Raw genomic sequence first — 17,065 nt, forward strand, 5'->3', positions numbered from 1 at the left:
GAACTGACCGACCCCTCATGACCCTCGACCGGGCTCCACGCCACCGCGACTTGAGCGATGTGTTTCCAGCACTCACCTTCGCGCGCGCCAGACAGCCCCCGCCCTCCCAAGGGGGGCGTCCCCATCCCAGTTTACCGTTGCCAGGCCTCAAAAAACGGCCGCGGCGGAATCTGTGGACAAGTGCGGTATCGAGTGGGGGAGCTGTGGACAAGTCCGGGTTCGTGGTTGACACGGGGAGCCGCTCGTGCAGAGCCGAGGCGGCGGTGAATTCGCTCGTGCAGATCTGAGGCAGCGGTGAAGGAGCGCAAACGCGCCTCGGGCGAGTCCAGGCGATGCGCGGGAGTGCACGCAGCAGCCAAGGCGCCGCATGCTCGAAATTCCCCGATGTACCCGGCAGACTCTCGGTTACATCGCCGAGTCGTTGCCCGCCGCATAATCGTGGGCGTAGGACTTCGCGTCCAGCAGGTGCTTCAGCGTGATCTCCCGCGCGGCAGGACCGTTGGAGGACTTCAAAGCCGACAGGATCGCCCGGTGCTCATCCACCGCCTTGCGGATCTGCCCCGGCAGCCGCAGCGCCGCGCGGCGTTCTTCGCCCACCAGGGCCAGGACGGAGCGCAGGAGGTCGGCGACGTCGTCGTTGCCGGCGTTGCTCGCCATGACGCGGTGGAACTCGGCGTCCGTCGCGATGACGCGGAGCATGTCGCCCTCGGCGGCCGCGGCTTCCATTTCGGCGACGTTGTCCTCGAGCTTCTGGATCGTCCGCGGAGAGTGGTTGCCGGCGAGGCGCTCGGCGAGGGTGGGCTCGACCGTGGCGCGCAGGTCGAACAGCTTCTCCACCAGCTGTTCGTGCTCGGAGAACCAGCTGCTCAGGGGTGCTTCGGTCTGCTCGCGGACGTAGGTGCCGGAGCCCGCGCGGATCTGGACGTAGCCGATCGAGTCCAGCACCCGCAGCGCCTGCCGCAGCGAGCCGCGGCTGATGCCGAGCTGTTCGCACAGGGCGCGTTCCGCGGGCAGCCTCGAGCCCGGCGGGAGCTCGCCACCGTCGATCATCGCGCGCAGGCGGTCGACGGTGGCGCTCCAGACCTGTTCGGATTCGTGGGCCACCCGCCCATCCTGGCAGGTCGCGGCGGGTGGCGGAAAATGTCGGTGGTGCGTGCCACGCTGAGGGCGTGACTGCGAAGTTCAAGGACTTGGCCCTCGACGCCCGGGACCACCAGAAGCTGGCTGACTGGTGGTGCGTCGCGTTGGGCTACACGCGACGTGCGGGAGATCGGTCAGCCGACGACCCGGTGCCGATCGTGGATGTCGCCGGGGTGGGGCCGTTGATCTGGGTGAATCCGGTGCCTGAGGCGAAGACGGTGAAGAACCGGATGCACCTCGACGTGTTCGGGGATGTGGGGGAGTTGGTGTCGTTGGGGGCGGTACTGGTGAGGAATAAGGGTGGGGATATTGATTGGTGGGTGATGGCGGATCCGGAGGGGAATGAGTTCTGTGTGTTCGATCCGCAGTGAATTGAGGGCTCGACCCGCTGCGCGGATCATTGCGCCCGGGGGCGAGTAGTGGGCACCTCGATCTTTGATTGTCACTACGGTCTGGATTGTTTGTCAAGGCGGGAAAGCGTGCCTTGACAAACAATCCAGACCGCGTGGAAGGCGGGGATCGAGGTGCAGGGACGGGTCTGGGTGCGCTGGGTGTTGGGTGGGTCAGTTGCGGGTGGAGGGGGTCAGTTGCTGACTGTTGGAAGGCTGTTTCCGCGTTGCTGGTGCCAATTCTTGTCGGCGTCCGGGTGATCCGTTGAGCGGCTGAGTTCTGCCCATTTCTCGTCCGCGGCAAGGCGGTTGCGCCAGATTTCGCGGCCGTATTCGTAGGCGTCGCTGCCCGCCAGGAGACGCAGCGGTGGGTCCGGGAGTTCGGCGACGCGAAGTACCAGGTCGGCGACGAGTGCTGGATCGCTGGTCGCGGTCTTTTCAAAGCCCGCCATGGCCCGGGCTGAAGCGCCGACGGTCGGCTCGTAGGGGGCGCTGATCGGCGGTGTCGTCATCGACGAGCCGGCCCAGTCGGTGCGCATGCCGCCGGGTTCGAGCACGGTGACCTTGATGCCCAGGGGCGCGACCTCGGCCGCAAGAGCTTCGCTGAAGCCGCCGACGGCCCACTTCGCCGACTGGTACGCCGTCATCCCCGGGCTGCCGATGCGGCCGCCCAGTGAGGAAATCTGGATGATCCGCCCGCCGCCCTGCCGGCGAAGCACCGCGATCGCCGCCTTCGTGACGTAGACCGTGCCCAGGAAGTTCGTCTCCACCTGGCGGCGGAAGACGTCCAGCGACGTGTCTTCGAGGGCTGCGCGGTCGCCCTGGCCGGCGTTGTTCACGACGACGTCGAGGCGGCCGAAAGCGCGCACGCCACCTGCGACGGCGGCTTCCGCGGCGGCCGGATCGGTCACGTCCAAGGCCTCGACGTGGACCTGCGACCCGAAGCGTTCCCGCAGGTCATCGAGCGAACGCGGGTCACGGGCGGTCGCCACGACCTGGCGGCCGGCGGCCAGCGCGCGCTCCACGATCTGGCGGCCCAGGCCGCGCGAAGCGCCGGTGACGAAGAAAACCACAACAACCCTCCGAGATCCGATGTAACGCAAGTTGATTGCGTTAAGGAGACCGTAGCACCCCGAGGCGAGGTAACGCATCCGACTTGCGTTAAAGTGTGGTGTGCATCGCCGAGCGCGTTCCGAGGAAGCCAAGCTGCAGCGCGCCGAGGACCTCCTCGCCGCGGCGCGCAGGCTGGCCGTCGAGCTGGGCGGCGTGCGGCACGTGACGCTCGCGGCCGTCACGGAGGCGGCGGGGCTGCACGCGTCGGCCGTGCGGCGGTACTTCGCCAGCCGCGAGGAGCTGTTCCTCGAGCTCGCCGAACGCGGCTGGGAGGAGTGGCGCGACGTCCTCACCACGCGTCTCGCCGGCGCCCGCGGCCTCTCGCCGGGCGAGCTCGCCGAGGCGCTCAGCACGACGATCGTCACGCTCCCGCTCTTTTGCGACCTGCTCACGCACGTGTCGCTCAGCCTCGAAGGTGACGTCTCCGTCGAGCGCGCGCGGCAATACAAAACGCGGTCGTTCAAGTCGTGCGACGTGATCGTCGAGACCCTCGTCAGCGCCGGAACCCTTACCGCGCAACAAGTCCACGACGTCATCGCCGCCCTGCTCGGCACCACGTCGTACTTCTGGCAGCTCTCCCACCCCACCGCCAGCCTGGCCGAGCTCTACCGCCAGGAACCCCGCTGGTCCCACACGGCGCTCGACTTCGAGCCCCGCCTCACGCGGCTGCTGAAAGCGACCGCGGAGGGCCTGGCGGAGCGTTAGACGAGCGCGTTCGACGCCAAGCGCAGGACTTGGCAACGCGGCGCAATTGCCCGTCGTCGGGATGGCTGCTCGACCTGAGTCCACTGTGGCCTCGCGCCGCCGCGGGGAGCTTCCTCGAACGGCAGGAAAGCGCCTCCAGCGCCACGCTCGGAGCCTCCTCGTTGCAGGTGACAGCGTTCGCTGCATTGTGTCGCGCGCTACCGCCCGCGTTAGACGAGCGCGTTCGACGCCAGGTGCAGCGCTTCGATCAGGTGGGCGCGGTGTCCAGGGTGGACGTTGATGCGGGCCTCGCCGTTGGTGTTGCCGATGAACGTCAGCACGCGGCCGCGGTCGGTGAGGTCGAGGACGGACATGGGGGTGCTGCGGGTGCGGCGGCCGGTGCCGTCGCGGGTGGCGACGTAGAGCTGGTGCGCGGCGTCGCGGCCGGCGCGCATGAGGCGGCGGAGCTCGTCGGCTTCGTGGGACATTTCGGTCAGGGGATTGTCGGACTCGTAGTCGCGGCCGGCGTCCTCGAAGTGGGCCTTCGGGACACTCATGGGCGCCAGCCGCGCCGGCGGGCGGGTGGGCAGCGCGTCGACCAGGTGCTCCGCGACCTCGCGCGCAGGGATCGGGTCGAGCTGCACCACGCGGTGGTCGGTGATCAGGCGGACGGCGTCGCGGCCCGACTCGGCCACGAGGATCGCGCCGTCGTCTTCGCCGTCGCGGAAGTTGCTCCACGAGTACATCTCGCGCGCGGGGTTGGCGAGGACGTCGAGCGTCGCGCGCCACTGCGCGGTGAGCTCGCCAGCGGACGTCGCCAGCCCCAGGTCGTACAACGCATCCAGCGCGCGTCGCCGCAACGTCGCCGCGGCTTCGTCGGTGCGGTACGTCTGGTCCGGCCCGACCACGATCGGCGGCTCGCCGAGCTCGGCGACGGTCCAGGCAACCAGGAACACCGGCCGGGGCAACCGCACCGGTCTGTCGATGATCGTCATCGGTCTGCTCAGGCTCCGATGGTCGGGGGCGTCGGCGGGAGGCCGGTGTGGGGGTCGAGGAGCCGGCCGTCTTCGTCGTCGAGGAGTGAGAAGGCCGAGTCGTCGTCGATGCCGTACTTGCGCTGGTGCTCGGCGTCTTCCTCGCCTTTGCCCTTGCTGCCGGCCGCGCCCATGCCGCCCATTCCGGGCGAGCCCTTGGCGCCGGCCGCACCGGCTGCTGCTCCGCGGCCGGCCAGCGCGCCTTCTTCCCCGAACGCCCCGGATCCGGCACCGAGCCGCGACCCGGTTCCGGCGCCTGCGCTGCCACGTCCGCCGAAGGCCCCGGACCCGCCTGCTCCACCGATGCCGGCACCGGCGCCTACGCCGAAGCCTCCAGGCCCGAAACCGTCCCCGCCACCGGTCGCCGACCACGACGGATTCCCACTGCCGACCGGGAACCGCTGCCCCGGTGGCGTGACCCGCTGATCGTCCAGATCGCTGGACGTGTGCGTGTCGTCGTCATCCTTCGTCCTGCCCGGCGGGTCGATGTCCCGCGGCGGCTTCTGCTCCGGCGGCGTGATCGGCCGCCCCGTCGGCGGCGGCGCGATCCGCGGCGGAATGTTCGGCGGGGGCGTCACCGGCGGCGGCGTGGTGGGCGGCGGCACATTCGGCGGCGTCACGTGGCGGGTGTCGACCTCGGACTGTGAGGTGGACGTCTTGTCGTCGCCGCCGGTTTTCGTCTTGCCCGTCTGCGTGATCTTCTTGCGGACGACCTTCGTCGGCTGGGTGACCGCGACGTTGTCGTCGAAGGGGTTCAGCTGGCCGTAGTCCGCCTTGAGGCCTTGCCCGCTGGTCTGTGCCTGCTGCGCATACCCGTTGTAGCGCTGGAGGTTCTGCTGGGCGAGCTGGTTGTACTGGTTGATCTTGTCTTCGGTGTCGGTGTCCCACGGCGTCGCCACATCGATGAAATCCTTGTGCGGCGGGGTTCCCGGCATCGGCTGCAGGGCCTTCTTCATCTCGTCGAACCCGTGCGCCAGTCCGGTCAGGTTCTGGCTGTTCGTGGTGTACGTCTGCGCCGCCGACGTGGTGGCGTCGGAGAACATCTTGATCCGGGCCTGCGCGGCGTCGGCCCCGTTTCCGGTCCACACGGATTCGAGGCCGGTGCTGAGCCGTTGAATGTCCGAGCTGAGATTGTGGTGATCGGTCGCCAGCTGGGTGGCCTTTCCGCCCCCATCGTGCCAGCTCGAGGCGCCGCCGCTGGCGAGGATCTTCTGTACCAGCTCAGGGGCGGGGACGGACTGTGTGCCGACGTTCCCGTGCCAGACGTCGCTCGCCCAATGCCCAGCGTCGCTGAAGCGGTCACCCACCCACTTCGCGCTGTCGCCGATCATGTCGAAGAAGCCCACTACGCACCTGCTTTCTGGCGCAGGTTGGTGACGACCATGCCGGCCACTTGCGCGGCAACATCACAAGGATTGGCCTTGCCGACTTTGGCGGTGCTCAGAGTCAGCGATGTGTCGAATGACAGATCGTCGCGGATTCCGGTGCTGACCTGGCAGAAGACGTGCACTGAGTCAGGGCTCTCGGACGAATGTGCCGCGGCAGGGAAACCTTGGATGGGAGAACGTTCTTGCCACGTTTTGACCTGCGGTTTTGTGTTCTGGTAGACGCCGCTGAGTCCCTGGTGCGTCTGAGTGACGTAGTTGACGTCGACAGCGGCGCCAGTGTCGGTGTTGTTCCAGTGGCAATCAGGGCCGAGGCCGGAAGTGTCGTCGCGCTTGCCTTGGACCACTGTGCCGAAGATTTCCTTGAGCTGGTCCGAGGTCAACGCTTCCTGACACGGGTCGCCGGACAACACCGCCGCGGGCAACGGTTGCTCGACCTTGGGGGCACCGCTGTGCGGCAATGCCTCGGCCGACGACGGTGAGTTGGTCGCCGGAGGAGCGACGGCTCCACCCGAGCATCCTGCGACGACCGCGAAGGTCGCCGCAGCGCTCGTGAAAGTCAAAAGCAGTCGCTTGGTCGTCACGCGAGTCCCTCGCTCTGGTTTCCAGTTGCTGCGTTCTTGACCGCATTCGCCGACGCCGCGTCTGCGGCCACGGTGATCCCCAGCGCGTCCTGGAGCTTCTTGACCAGCTGAATCGAGTAGGTGAGTTCGCGGTTGACCTGCTCGGCGCCCTTGTTGAACGCGCCGCCACCGCCGTTGCCGACGAGCAGCTGGTTGTAGCCGGCACTGCCTGGGTCGTCTGTCGGAGGACGGACCTGGAGCAACCCTTGTGCCGTCCGGTTCATCATTTGGAGACTGTCGCGCACGCGTTGGGCGACCGTGAGCATGCTCTGCGCTTCCTCACGGCTGAGGCTGAACCGGCCGCCCGGGGGTGGGCCGCCGTTGGGCACGGCGCCGCCACCGGGTGCCGCGCCGCCGCCGGCGGGCGCGTCGGTGATGACGAAGTCGAGCCCGGTGAGCCAGCTTGGCTCCGAGGCAGTCTCAGCCACTGCCTTCCCCCCTCGTGAAAACGCGTCGGCCCGACCGCGGGCCCTCCCCGGCGGTAACGGTAATGGACTGATCACCCTCGGATGGGCATTTTGCCGAAGTCGGTCGAAAGGCGCTAGCACGCTGTCGCCGATCGGGTGGAGGTTGTCCGTCACGCGCCGGCTTTGTGGCGGAGGTTGGTGACGACCATGTCGGCGACTCGGGCAGCCACGTCGCAGGCGTCGACTTTGCCGACCTTCGCAAAGCTCAACGCGAGAGAAGCGTCGAACGAGTGTTCGTCGCTGATACCGACGCTGACCTGGCAGAAGTCGTTCCGCCTGTTGGGGAAGGTGGAGTGGGCGACGGCCGGGAGTCCTTGGATCGGAGGAAGTTCGCGCCAGATCGTGGCTTGAGGTTTGGTCCCGGCGTAGACGGCGCTGAGTCCACCAGCCTGTTGTGTCGTGTAGCCGACGGCCGTCATCGCGCCGGTGTCGACGTTGTTCCAGTTGCACTCTGGGCCGAGAGACCCGATGTCGTCACGCTTGCCCGATGGCACCATCCCGAAGATCAATTTCAACTGGTCCGAGGTGAGTGCGTCCTGGCAGGGGTCGCCTGAGAGGACCGACGCTGGGAGTGGGTGCGAGACCTTCGGGGCGCCGCTGTGGGGCAGTGTCGCGGAGGGCGGAGGGGTGCTGGCCGGAGTAGCCACAGGATGGCTCGAGCAGCTGGCAACAGCGGCTGCAATCCCGGACAAAGCGACAAGTCGCCAAGAGATACGCAATGCCATCCCCCTCGGATGAGCCGGCCGGGGTCGGTCGGTTACTCCAGGTTACCGGGGCAAAGGGGACAGAGCGTCACCTGCTAGGGGGCAAGGCGGGACTGTTCCTCCTGACACATCGCGTCGCGGGGGTGGGGTGGGGTGCTTAGGGTGCCGGGGTGGGTGAGTTATGACGTGGTGGCATGCGGTGATCATCTTTGTCGCCGGGGTGTGGGCGGGGACGATCAACGCGGTGGTCGGGTCGGGGACGTTGGTGACGTTTCCGGTGCTCGTGGCGTTGGGGTATCCGCCGATCACGGCGACGACGTCGAACGCGGTGGGGCTGGCGCCCGGGACGATCAGTGGGGCGTACGGGTACCGGGCCGAGCTGGAGGGGTACTGGCCGCAGGTGTGGCGGTTCTCGATCGCGTCGTTTTTCGGGGCGATCGGGGGGACGATCCTGCTTCTCACGTTGCCCAAGGACGCGTTCGAGACGATCGTGCCGGTGCTCGTGGGGCTGGCGGTGGTGCTGGTGATCGTGCAGCCGAAGGTGTCGAAGTGGGTGCAGAAGCGGCGTGACGCCAACGGCACCGAGCACAAACCCGGGCCGCTGCTTCTCGGGTTGTTGTTCGTCATCGGGATTTACGGCGGGTACTTCACGGCTGCGCAGGGCGTGATGATGATGGCGGTGCTGGGGATGCTGCTGTCGGAGCCGCTGCAACGGCTCAACGGAGTCAAGAACGTCCTCGCCGCCGTCGTGAACGTCATCGCCGGCCTGATCTACGCCGTCGTCGCCCCGGTGAGCTGGCCGGTGATCGGGTTGCTGGCCGTCGGGTCGACGATCGGCGGGCAGATCGGGGCGAAGATCGGGCGGAAGTTGTCGCCGACGGTGTTGAGGGCTGTGATCGTGGTGATCGGGGTTGCGGCGGTGGTGGAACTAGTTCTGAAGTGAGACGAACGCCTGCCACGCTTCGGCGGGTACGTGCAGTTCGCCTGCTTCGCGAGCCTTCGTGTCGCGGATGCCGACGACGGTGCCCAGCGCGACCTCGACACAGTCAACGGTGGTCCCGCTGCTGTTGCTATAGCTGCTCTTGCGCCATGCCTGGCTGCGCGAGGTCATCCGAAACACCCTTCGCTTGCTCCACTTCGCTTGCCAACGCGGCAAGCCACTCACGGGATTCTCCTCCATCCAACGCGAATCCTGCCACCTGTGCCAGCAGTTTGCGGTAGACCTCCACGTCTTCGGTCTTCTCCAGGAACAGGCTGGAGATGTGGTTCTCGACGTAGATGGTCGGCCGATGCTCCCGATAGCGCATGACTCTGAACCCGGTGCCCAGCACGCCCTGCGGGCAGTGCCGCGAGGGAATGATCCGCACGGCGCACCGCGGGAGCGAAGAAGAAAGCAGCAAGTGGAGGATTTGTTCATGCATAATCGCGGGCTCGGCGACTTGCGAGCGAAGGACTCCTTCGTGGACATAGAAAGTCGTGTAGGGCGAGTCCCGTCGCCGTAGCAACCTCTGCCTCGTCATCCGCGCGGCAACTCCACCCTCGACCTGCTCTGCGGTGAGCCGGTTGGGCCAGCGGAACAACGCGCGAGCATAGCCCTCGATCTGCAGCAGCCCTGGCACGACCAGCGGTTCGAACTCGATGATCTCGGTTGCTGCCGCTTCGTTGACGATGAGCGAAGGAAGTTCGTCAGAGAGTCGCTCCTCATGCGGGCGCAGTCGGTAGCCGTCATCTGCTTCGCGCACGAGCCCGACCAGGTGCAGCACCTCCTTGCGAGAAGCGCCGCAGTTCGCCGCGAAGAGAGTCGCGTCGATCTCGGTCACCCCGCGGGCGCCGCTCTCCATGCGGGAGATCTTGCTCGCCGAGAAGCCCACGCGCTTCGAAAGGTCGGCCGCAGTCAGGTCCGCGCGCACGCGAAGTCGTTTCAGCTCGTCGCCGATTTCGCGCTCACGCGCGGTGGTGTCTCGTTCGGTTGTCCCCGCCATCGGGCAAAACTAAGCCCGAGACCGCTCACGCAGTGAGTGCGACGCGGCAAGATCAGCGGAACGGATGCCGTCCCGCTGATCCATGCCACCCCGTCACACCAAAGATCAAGCCAGGAACTCGCGCGCGGCCGCCAGGAACAGGTCGTTCTCTTCCGGAGTCCCGATGGTGACCCGCGCGCCGTCGCCGGGGAAGGGGCGGACGATGAGCTTGCGGTCCAGCATGTGCTCGGCGAAGGCCACGGTGCGGTCGCCCAGGGGGAACCACACGAAATTGGCCTGGGTAACCGGAATCTCGTAGCCCATGTCCAGCAACGCGTCGCGAACGCGGTCGCGCTCGGAACTGATTTCGGCGCAGCGTTCCATGAGTTCGCCGGCGGCGTCCAGCGAGGCCATGGCGGCGACCTGGGCGATGGCGTTCACCGAGAAGGCCACGTACACCTGGCGAAGCGCCTCCGCGATCGGAGCGCACGCCACGGCGTAACCCACGCGAAGCCCGGCCAACCCGTACGCCTTGGAGAAAGTGCGCAGCACCGCGACGTTTTCCCGCGTGCGTGCGAATTCGACGCCGTCGGGCACATCCGAATCCGTGACGAATTCTTTGTAGGCCTCGTCCAGCACCACCAGCACGTGCGAGGGCACGGCGTCGATGAAGCGTTCCAGCTCGTCGTGCGTCAGCACGGTGCCGGTGGGGTTGTTGGGGTTGCAGACGAAGATGAGTTTCGTCCGGTCCGTGATGGCCGCGAGCATGGCGTCCAGGTCCAGGCCGTGCGAAGACGTGAGCGGCACCTTGACCGGCTGGGCGTGCGCGACCTGCGTGACGATCGGGTACGCCTCGAAGGAACGCCACGCGAACATGGCCTCGTCGCCGGGGCCGCAGACGGCCTGGATGAGCTGCTGGCACAGGGAAACCGAGCCGCAGCCGACGGCGAGGTTCTCGATGGGCACGTCCAGGTCACGGGCGAGGCGTTCGCGCAAGGCGTGGGAGCCGCTGTCGGGGTAGCGGTTGACGTCGGCCATCGCGTCGGTGATGGCGGCGCGCACGCTGGGCAGCGGGCCGCCCGGCACCTCGTTGCTCGCGAGCTTGATCGCGCCTTGGATCGTCCGGCCGGGGACGTACTTCGGCAACGAATCGAGGTCGGGGCGGGGTGCGAGGGACGGCATCGTCGGAACTCCTCGGGTCAAACGGGACGGCCTGGCCACCGTATCTCGCGACGGCGGATCCACAAAGGTTCCCAATGTTCACCCGGAGGTGATTGCATGAGGTGATGACGTCGACGAGCACCGTGGATTACCAGCGTACCGACGGTCGCACACTGCGCCTCACCTTCGCCGAGCCCGACGGTGCCATCCGCGGCGGCCTCGTTGTCCTGCACGAAGGCGACGGGGTCACCGACGGCGTGGTACTGCTCGTCGCGAGCCTGGCGAACGAAGGCTGGCTCACCGTCACGCCCCACATCGACGGCGGCGAAAAGCTCACTCAGCAGGACCTGCTCGACGCGACAGACATCACACTCGAATGGCTGGTCGAGCACGGGGTGGAGGCCGATCTGCGCGGCGTCGTCGGGTTCGACCTGGGTGGCACGGCGGCGCTCGTGGTCGCGTCGCACCGCCGGCTCGGGGCGGCGGTGAGCGTCGGCGGCCAGCGCGTGACGGAGCTGCCGCGGCTGCTCGACATCGCGGGTCACGTGACGAGCCCGTGGCTCGGCATGTACGGCGACGCCGGTGACGAAGCCGGGGCGCCGAAGTGGAGCAGCTGCGCGAAGCGGCGGCGTCGGCGAAGGTGGCCACGAACGTCGTGCGCTACCCGGGCGCCAACCACCGCTTCGACGCCGACCCGGGCGCGGCCGAGGAAGCCTGGCAGCGCACGCTGGACTGGTTCGACGCACACCTGCGCTGAGCCGGTGACAAGCCGAGACAACACCGTTAGCCGCAGTTAACATCGGCGGGTGACCCAGACTGCCGATGTTCCCGAAGTGCTCTGGCGACCCGACCCGAGCCGCGTGTCCGACACCCGCATCGAAGCGTTCCGCCGCTGGCTGCGGGAAGAACGCGGGGTGGAGGTCGGCGACTACGACTCGCTCTGGCGCTACTCCGTGGAACACGTGCCCGACTTCTGGGCGGCCGTCGCCGAGTTCTCCGGCGTGCGCTGGCACGACGAGCCGCGAGAGGTCCTCTCGGGCACGATGCCGAACGCCAAGTGGTTCGACGGCGGCACGCTGAACTACGCGGAGCACGCGCTCAGCCCGGGCATCGCGGGCGCGGCGAAGGGCGACGACGAGCTCGCCGTGATCTTCCACCGCGAAGACGGCTTCGCCGAGCAGCTCACGTACGGCGACCTTCGCGCGCAGGTCGCCGCGGCGCGCGGAGCGTTGAAGGCGCTGGGCGTCGCGAAGGGCGACCGTGTGGTGGCGCTGGCGCCGAACTGCCCGCAGACGCTCGTCGCGTTCCTGGCGGCGGCCTCGCTGGGCGCGATCTGGTCGTCGTGCTCACCCGACTTCGGCGTGCGCGCGATTTCCGACCGCTTCACGCAGATCGAGCCGAAGGTGCTCATCGCCGTGAACGGCTACGCCTACAACGGCCGCGAGTTCGACGTCACCCCCACGGTCGAGCGGTTGCGCGCCGACATCCCGTCGCTGAGCGCGACCGTTCTCGTGAAATACGTCGGCGGCGGGACCGTTGACGGCGCCCTGGACTGGAACGCGCTGCTCGCCGAGCACGCCGGCACGCAGCTGGCCTACGAGCCGGTGGAGTTCGGGCACCCGCTGTGGGTGCTGTACTCGTCGGGCACCACGGGCCTGCCGAAGGGGATCGTGCAGGGCCACGGCGGGATCGTCGTCGAGCACCTCAAAGCCCTTTCACTGCAAGCGGATCTCGGGCCGGGCGAACGGTTCTTCTGGTTCACCACCACCGGCTGGATGATGTGGAACTTCCTCATCTCGGGCCTGCTCGTGGGGTCGACGATCGTCCTCTACGACGGCAGCCCCGGCCACCCGGACCTCAACGTGCTGTGGCACCTGGCCGAGCAGCACCGCATCACGTACTTCGGCACGTCGGCGCCGTTCATCCAGAGCTGCCTCAAGGCCGGCCTCGAACCGTCGGCGCGCTACGACCTGAGTGCGTTGCGCGCCTTGGGTTCCACGGGTGCGCCGCTGTCGGTCGAGGGCTTCCGGTGGATCGTCGACAAGATCGGGAAGTCGGTGCAGATCTGCTCGGTTTCGGGCGGGACGGACCTGTGCGCGGCGTTCGTCGCGGCGTCGCCCGACGTGCCGGTGTGGCTGGGCGAGCTGTCGTGCCGGGCGCTGGGCGCGGCCGTCGCGTCGTACGACGAGGCCGGCAACCCGCTGGTCGACCAGGTCGGTGAGCTGGTGATCACGGAGCCCATGCCGTCGATGCCGGTGTTCTTCTGGAACGACCCCGACGGTAAGCGGCTGCACGAGGCGTATTTCGACATGTACCCCGGCGTCTGGCGCCACGGCGACTGGATCCGCGTGACCCCGCGCGGCTCCGCCGTGATCTACGGCCGCAGCGATTCCACGCTCAACCGAGGCGGCGTGCGCATGGGCACGGCCGAGTTCTACCGCGTGGTGGAGGGCTTCGACGAAGTCGCCGATTCCCTGGTCGTGGACACCTCCGCGGCCGGCAACGACGATGGGCAGCTGCTGTGTTTCCTCGTGCTGGCGCCGGGTGTGGATCTTGCCGATGTCGAGCCGAAGCTGCGGAAGGAGCTTCGTAGCGCTCTGTCACCACGACACGTTCCCGACCGGTTTGTGGTGGTCGGCGAAATCCCCCGTACCTTGAACGGTAAGAAGTGTGAGGTACCGGTGAAGAAGATACTCTCCGGAGTCGCGCCGGAGAGGGCTGTGAGCAGGGACGCGCTGGCCAACCCGGCCGCGTTGGCCCCGTTCACGGAGCTCGCGGGGGAGCTTGCCGGGCGGTGACGAAGCAGGGGGAAGCATGGCTGGGCCGTACGTGTTGCACGCGTGGTGACGGGGACACGCGCGCAGCACACCTGGCAGGTGGCGGGAGTGACGTCCGTCAAGGCGATCACCTGGGTGACCAGGCTCGCCGGGCTGTTGACGTTACTTTCCGTGGTGGTGCCGTCCGGCCGTAACCTGCGCGGTCACCTGGCCGAGTGGCTGGAGCTGCCTCAGGAAGCGACGGTGGCGGCGGCGACCGTGGCCGTCGTCACGGGCGTGTTGCTGATCATGCTCGCGGCGGGGCTGCGGCGGCGGAAGCGGCGGGCGTGGCAGCTCGCGGTCGGTTTCGCGGTGTTGTTGACCTTGTCACACTTGGGGCTGCGGCACGTGTTCGGCGCGGGCGTCGTGTCGGTGGTGCTGCTGATCGGGCTGATCGTGAACCGGCGCTACTTCGTCGCGGAGCCGGATCCGACGACGGGCCGCTGGCGCGCGGTGCGGGTGTTCCTGCAGCTGGTGCTGGCCGGGTTCGTGATCAACGTGGTGCTGCTGTCGGTGGCGTCCGGGCGGATGCTCGAGCCGCTGAGCTTCCCCGGCCGGCTTTCCCAGTCCGGGCTGGCGCTCGTGGGCGTGAGCGGTCCCGCCGTGTTCCACGGGGCGTGGCTGGAGGACCTGTCGGCGGCGATCGGGCTGCTGTTCAGCATCGCGGCGGTGCTCGTGTCGGCGTACTTCCTGCTGCGCTCGGCGGAGCCCGCGCCCGGGCTGTCGGACGAGGAGCTGGCGCGCCTGCAGGTCCTGCTGACCGAGCACGGTGACCGCGACTCGCTGGGCTACTTCGCGCTGCGGCGCGACAAGTTCGCGGTGTTCTCGAAGACGGGCAAGGCGGCGGTGACGTACCGCGTGATCGCCGGCGTCGCGCTCACGTCGGCCGACCCGCTGGGCGACCACGAGGCCTGGCCGGGCGCGATCGAGGAGTACCTGGAGATCTGCAAGCGCAACGCGTGGGTGCCGGCGGCGATGGGCGCGTCGGAGCTCGGGGCGACGGTGTGGGCGCGCTTCGGGCTGGAGGTGCTGGAGATCGGCGACGAGGCCATCGTCGACACGGCCGGCTTCACGCTGGACGGCCGCATCATGCGTGGCGTCCGCCAGGCGGCTTCGCGGACGCGCCGGGCGGGGTACAAGGTGCTGGTGCGGCGGGCGGAGGACCTGCGGCCGGGGGAGCTGGACGAGCTGGTGCTGCTGGCCGCGGCGTGGCGCGGCACCGAGACCGAACGCGGCTTCTCGATGGCCCTGGGGCGCATGGGCGACCCCGGTTCGGTGATCGTGACGGCGGAACAGGGCGGCCGCGTACGCGGAGTGCTGCAGTTCGTGCCGTGGGGCGCGCGGGGGCTGTCGCTGGACGTGATGCGGCGGGACCGGTCGGCCGACAACGGCGTGAACGAGCTGATGATCTCCGAGCTGCTGGTCTATTCGCGCGAGCACGACATCGACCACGTCTCGCTGAACTTCGCCGCGTTCCGGTCGCTGATGGAACAGGGCCAGCGCATCGGCGCGGGTCCGGTGGCGCGTATCTCGGCGAAGGTCCTGCACTTCTTCTCGCGGTGGATCCAGATCGAGAGCCTGTACCGCTTCAACGCCAAGTTCCAGCCGCGGTGGGTCCCGCGGTACCTCGTGTACCCCGGCGTGCGCGAACTCCCGCGCGTCGGCGTGGCCACCTTCGAAGCCGAGGGCCTCGGCGGCCGTTCCCCCTGGTTGCGGCGGTTGCTGCAACGCTGATCTTCACTTTCGGGGGGTGCCTTCGCGGGGTTTTGGGGGGTGTGTAAGCTATCTGGGCAGTGGTCGTTAAGGCCCAGGAGGCTTCGCCTAGTCTGGTCTATGGCGCCGCACTGCTAATGCGGTTGGGGGTAACCCCCCCTCCCGGGTTCAAATCCCGGAGCCTCCGCTGGTGCCTGTTTCGGCAGGTGCTAGATTAACAACTGAACAAGCGCCCGTAGCTCAGCTGGATAGAGCATCTGACTACGGATCAGAAGGTCAGGGGTTCGAATCCCTTCGGGCGCACGTCTGGTTGAGACAGCAGTACCAAGAAACCCTCTGCATTGCAGGGGGTTTCTTGCTGTCCGGGTGTTGTCCAACCCCGTGGACGCAGCAGACCCCGCCCGGGGCCGTGTCGGGGCGGGGTCTGCTCGCGGTGGTCCGTCGACCACCGCCGGGTGGGCGGTGAGAGTCACGCCCGCCCGGGGTCGGGTCAGGTCAGTACCGGGCGGCCCAGCGGCAGGCCCTTGCCGCCCGTGGCGGCGGACATCGCGCCGAGGTAGAGGTAGACGCCGACGGCGGTGAAGGCGAACGTGACGTAGCCGCCCGCGGTGGCGGCGCCCGGAGCGTTGCCCACGGTGCCGTACAGCACGAGGGCGAGTGCGAGGTCGATCAGTACGAACAGCACTGTGAACGCGGCGGGCAGCCGGAGGGTGCCCAGGGTCAGCAGGACGATCGTGATGAGCCAGGCGATGAGGAACACGCCCTGGGTGGCGACCGCGGCGTCCGGCGTGATGCCGAACCAGTTGTGGGCCAGGCCGAGCACCAGTGCCGAGTAGCTGATCCAGAACCCGGCGAAGATGCCGAACACGGAGGCGACGGCGTTCTGGCCCAGCGACAGCGCCCACACGGCGGCGACGAGCTGGCCGAGGCCGGTCGCGGGCAGGATGACCGCGATCGAGGCGCCGACGGCACTCGCCGGGACGTACCCGGTCAGCACCAGGCCGAGCGCGATCGCGCCGACGATGAAGGTGGGCACGCCGATCATGGCGGGGTCACCCACCACCGCGGGCCGCGGCGGGGCTTCGACTTCGGTGGCAACGGCAGTGGACATCGTGTACTCCTCGTTGAGCTGCGAATGATCCTCGAGTGCGGTCGGGTCGGGCGGCGGTCCTGTGATCGGCCGGTCGTGACGTGGTGGCACCAACGCTTTCCGTGCCGAGCCGGGTTGTCGGCGCCGGGTCGAACTGGTGCGTCGGCCGGTCCTGGGAGACGCGTGGCGCCACCCATGTCCGCCGCCGAGCTGGGTTGCCGGCGTCGGGTCGAGGTGGCGCGGCGGTCCGTGATCAGCCGGACGTGCCCAGATGCGGTGGTGTCACCCGGTTTCCGGTGCCGAGCTGGTTGCCGGCGTCGGGTTGGGTGGTCCACCGGTCGGTGATCGGCCGATCCCGCGAGACGCGGTGGCGTCGCCCACGGCCCCGGTGCCGAGCTGGGTTGTCGGCGGTGGGGTGCAGTGGCGGGGCCGTCTGTGGCGGGTGGTCTCCCCGGAAGGGGAAAGCCGCTTCAGACGGTTCTGGGCCACAGAGCCGACAGCTCGGGGTGGTCGTCGTCGATGAGGCGGTGGGCCAGGGCGATCGCTTCTTTGGGGTCGATCTGGTCGAAGTCGGGATGGCCCTTGGCGAGGCCCTCGAAGACGGCGGCGAGTTCGCTCGCCGCGGTGGGGGACAGGGTGGTGTCCTGAGTGCACTGCACGTAGCGCAGGCGCAGCACCTCCGAGGCCTGCATCAGCAAGGCGCAGTAGGTGTTCCGCGCGGCTGGTGCTCCGGATCGAGCACCGGACTCTTTGCCCTTCACGCCGACTCCTCTCTCTCGTCAAGT

Annotated in this window: 17 protein-coding genes, 2 tRNA genes and 1 pseudogene; 8 read left to right on the top strand and 12 right to left on the bottom strand. The window is 68.3% G+C overall.

The window, feature by feature from the left end:
- Positions 1 to 405 precede the first annotated feature (405 nt).
- A complete protein-coding gene (locus AB0878_RS07030; RefSeq protein WP_366577315.1) occupies positions 406 to 1,104 on the bottom strand; it encodes an FCD domain-containing protein in 699 nt (232 codons plus the stop codon).
- Between the two features lie 65 nt (positions 1,105 to 1,169).
- Between AB0878_RS07030 and AB0878_RS07035 the strand changes: the two genes are divergently transcribed.
- Positions 1,170 to 1,511, top strand: coding sequence for a VOC family protein (locus tag AB0878_RS07035; protein ID WP_366577317.1), 342 nt, complete (start codon positions 1,170 to 1,172; stop codon positions 1,509 to 1,511).
- A gap of 212 nt (positions 1,512 to 1,723) precedes the next feature.
- Here AB0878_RS07035 and AB0878_RS07040 read toward each other — a convergent pair whose 3' ends face one another.
- On the bottom strand, positions 1,724 to 2,680 hold the full coding sequence (locus AB0878_RS07040) for an SDR family NAD(P)-dependent oxidoreductase (RefSeq protein WP_366577319.1): 957 nt from the start codon (positions 2,678 to 2,680) through the stop codon (positions 1,724 to 1,726).
- A gap of 22 nt (positions 2,681 to 2,702) precedes the next feature.
- On the opposite strand from AB0878_RS07040, the gene AB0878_RS07045 reads away from it, so the two are divergent.
- A complete protein-coding gene (locus AB0878_RS07045; protein ID WP_366577321.1) occupies positions 2,703 to 3,347 on the top strand; it encodes a TetR family transcriptional regulator in 645 nt (214 codons plus the stop codon).
- A gap of 209 nt (positions 3,348 to 3,556) precedes the next feature.
- Here the strand turns inward: AB0878_RS07045 and AB0878_RS07050 are convergent, their stop codons facing one another.
- The 5 genes from AB0878_RS07050 to AB0878_RS07070 all read right to left on the bottom strand — a co-directional run bounded on the left by AB0878_RS07050 (position 3,557) and on the right by AB0878_RS07070 (position 7,560).
- Complete coding sequence (locus AB0878_RS07050) at positions 3,557 to 4,321, bottom strand: ESX secretion-associated protein EspG (RefSeq protein WP_366577323.1); 765 nt, start codon at positions 4,319 to 4,321, stop codon at positions 3,557 to 3,559.
- Positions 4,322 to 4,329: 8 nt separating this feature from the next.
- On the bottom strand, positions 4,330 to 5,706 hold the full coding sequence (locus AB0878_RS07055; RefSeq protein ID WP_366577325.1) for a hypothetical protein: 1,377 nt from the start codon (positions 5,704 to 5,706) through the stop codon (positions 4,330 to 4,332).
- Entirely contained in the window at positions 5,706 to 6,329 is a 624-nt protein-coding gene (locus tag AB0878_RS07060) for a DUF3558 domain-containing protein (RefSeq protein WP_366577327.1), read from the bottom strand. The genes AB0878_RS07055 and AB0878_RS07060 overlap by 1 nt, the downstream gene beginning before the upstream one ends.
- Positions 6,326 to 6,796, bottom strand: coding sequence for a hypothetical protein (locus AB0878_RS07065; protein WP_366577329.1), 471 nt, complete (start codon positions 6,794 to 6,796; stop codon positions 6,326 to 6,328). Before AB0878_RS07065 ends, AB0878_RS07060 begins: the two co-directional genes overlap by 4 nt.
- A 149-nt stretch (positions 6,797 to 6,945) precedes the next feature.
- A complete protein-coding gene (locus tag AB0878_RS07070) occupies positions 6,946 to 7,560 on the bottom strand; it encodes a DUF3558 domain-containing protein (protein ID WP_366577331.1) in 615 nt (204 codons plus the stop codon).
- A gap of 160 nt (positions 7,561 to 7,720) precedes the next feature.
- On the opposite strand from AB0878_RS07070, the gene AB0878_RS07075 reads away from it, so the two are divergent.
- Entirely contained in the window at positions 7,721 to 8,482 is a 762-nt protein-coding gene (locus AB0878_RS07075; RefSeq protein ID WP_366577333.1) for a sulfite exporter TauE/SafE family protein, read from the top strand.
- On the opposite strand, the gene AB0878_RS07080 is transcribed toward AB0878_RS07075, so the two are convergent.
- From AB0878_RS07080 to hisC, 3 genes are all read right to left on the bottom strand, one after another.
- The gene (locus AB0878_RS07080) at positions 8,468 to 8,650 is read right to left on the bottom strand and encodes a DUF397 domain-containing protein (protein WP_366577334.1); all 183 of its coding nucleotides are present in this window, start codon (positions 8,648 to 8,650) and stop codon (positions 8,468 to 8,470) included. The genes AB0878_RS07075 and AB0878_RS07080 overlap by 15 nt on opposite strands.
- Positions 8,610 to 9,521 (bottom strand): helix-turn-helix transcriptional regulator, encoded by a 912-nt coding sequence (locus AB0878_RS07085; RefSeq protein ID WP_366577336.1) that lies wholly within the window; start codon positions 9,519 to 9,521, stop codon positions 8,610 to 8,612. Before AB0878_RS07085 ends, AB0878_RS07080 begins: the two co-directional genes overlap by 41 nt.
- A gap of 105 nt (positions 9,522 to 9,626) precedes the next feature.
- Positions 9,627 to 10,682, bottom strand: coding sequence for a histidinol-phosphate transaminase (gene hisC, locus AB0878_RS07090; protein ID WP_366577338.1), 1,056 nt, complete (start codon positions 10,680 to 10,682; stop codon positions 9,627 to 9,629).
- Positions 10,683 to 10,786: 104 nt separating this feature from the next.
- Between hisC and AB0878_RS07095 the strand changes: the two are divergent.
- The 5 genes and pseudogenes from AB0878_RS07095 to AB0878_RS07115 all read left to right on the top strand — a co-directional run bounded on the left by AB0878_RS07095 (position 10,787) and on the right by AB0878_RS07115 (position 15,493).
- Positions 10,787 to 11,418, top strand: a pseudogene (locus tag AB0878_RS07095) (dienelactone hydrolase family protein).
- A 49-nt stretch (positions 11,419 to 11,467) separates the two neighbouring features.
- A complete protein-coding gene (locus tag AB0878_RS07100) occupies positions 11,468 to 13,459 on the top strand; it encodes an acetoacetate--CoA ligase (RefSeq protein ID WP_366577339.1) in 1,992 nt (663 codons plus the stop codon).
- 42 nt (positions 13,460 to 13,501) lie between these two features.
- Positions 13,502 to 15,211 (top strand): phosphatidylglycerol lysyltransferase domain-containing protein, encoded by a 1,710-nt coding sequence (locus AB0878_RS07105; protein WP_366577341.1) that lies wholly within the window; start codon positions 13,502 to 13,504, stop codon positions 15,209 to 15,211.
- A 76-nt stretch (positions 15,212 to 15,287) separates the two neighbouring features.
- Positions 15,288 to 15,377, top strand: a tRNA-Ser gene (locus AB0878_RS07110).
- Between the two features lie 42 nt (positions 15,378 to 15,419).
- Positions 15,420 to 15,493, top strand: a tRNA-Arg gene (locus AB0878_RS07115).
- Between the two features lie 187 nt (positions 15,494 to 15,680).
- On the opposite strand, the gene AB0878_RS07120 is transcribed toward AB0878_RS07115, so the two are convergent.
- The gene (locus tag AB0878_RS07120; protein WP_366577343.1) at positions 15,681 to 16,301 is read right to left on the bottom strand and encodes a GPR1/FUN34/YaaH family transporter; all 621 of its coding nucleotides are present in this window, start codon (positions 16,299 to 16,301) and stop codon (positions 15,681 to 15,683) included.
- 449 nt (positions 16,302 to 16,750) lie between these two features.
- Positions 16,751 to 17,041 carry a hypothetical protein gene (locus AB0878_RS07125; protein ID WP_366577345.1) on the bottom strand — a complete coding sequence of 97 codons (291 nt, stop codon included), beginning with the start codon at positions 17,039 to 17,041 and terminating at the stop codon, positions 16,751 to 16,753.
- Between the last annotated feature and the right edge of the window lie 24 nt (positions 17,042 to 17,065).

Origin of the sequence: Amycolatopsis sp. NPDC047767, from assembly GCF_040704195.1 — a bacterium.
GTDB lineage: Bacteria > Actinomycetota > Actinomycetes > Mycobacteriales > Pseudonocardiaceae > Amycolatopsis.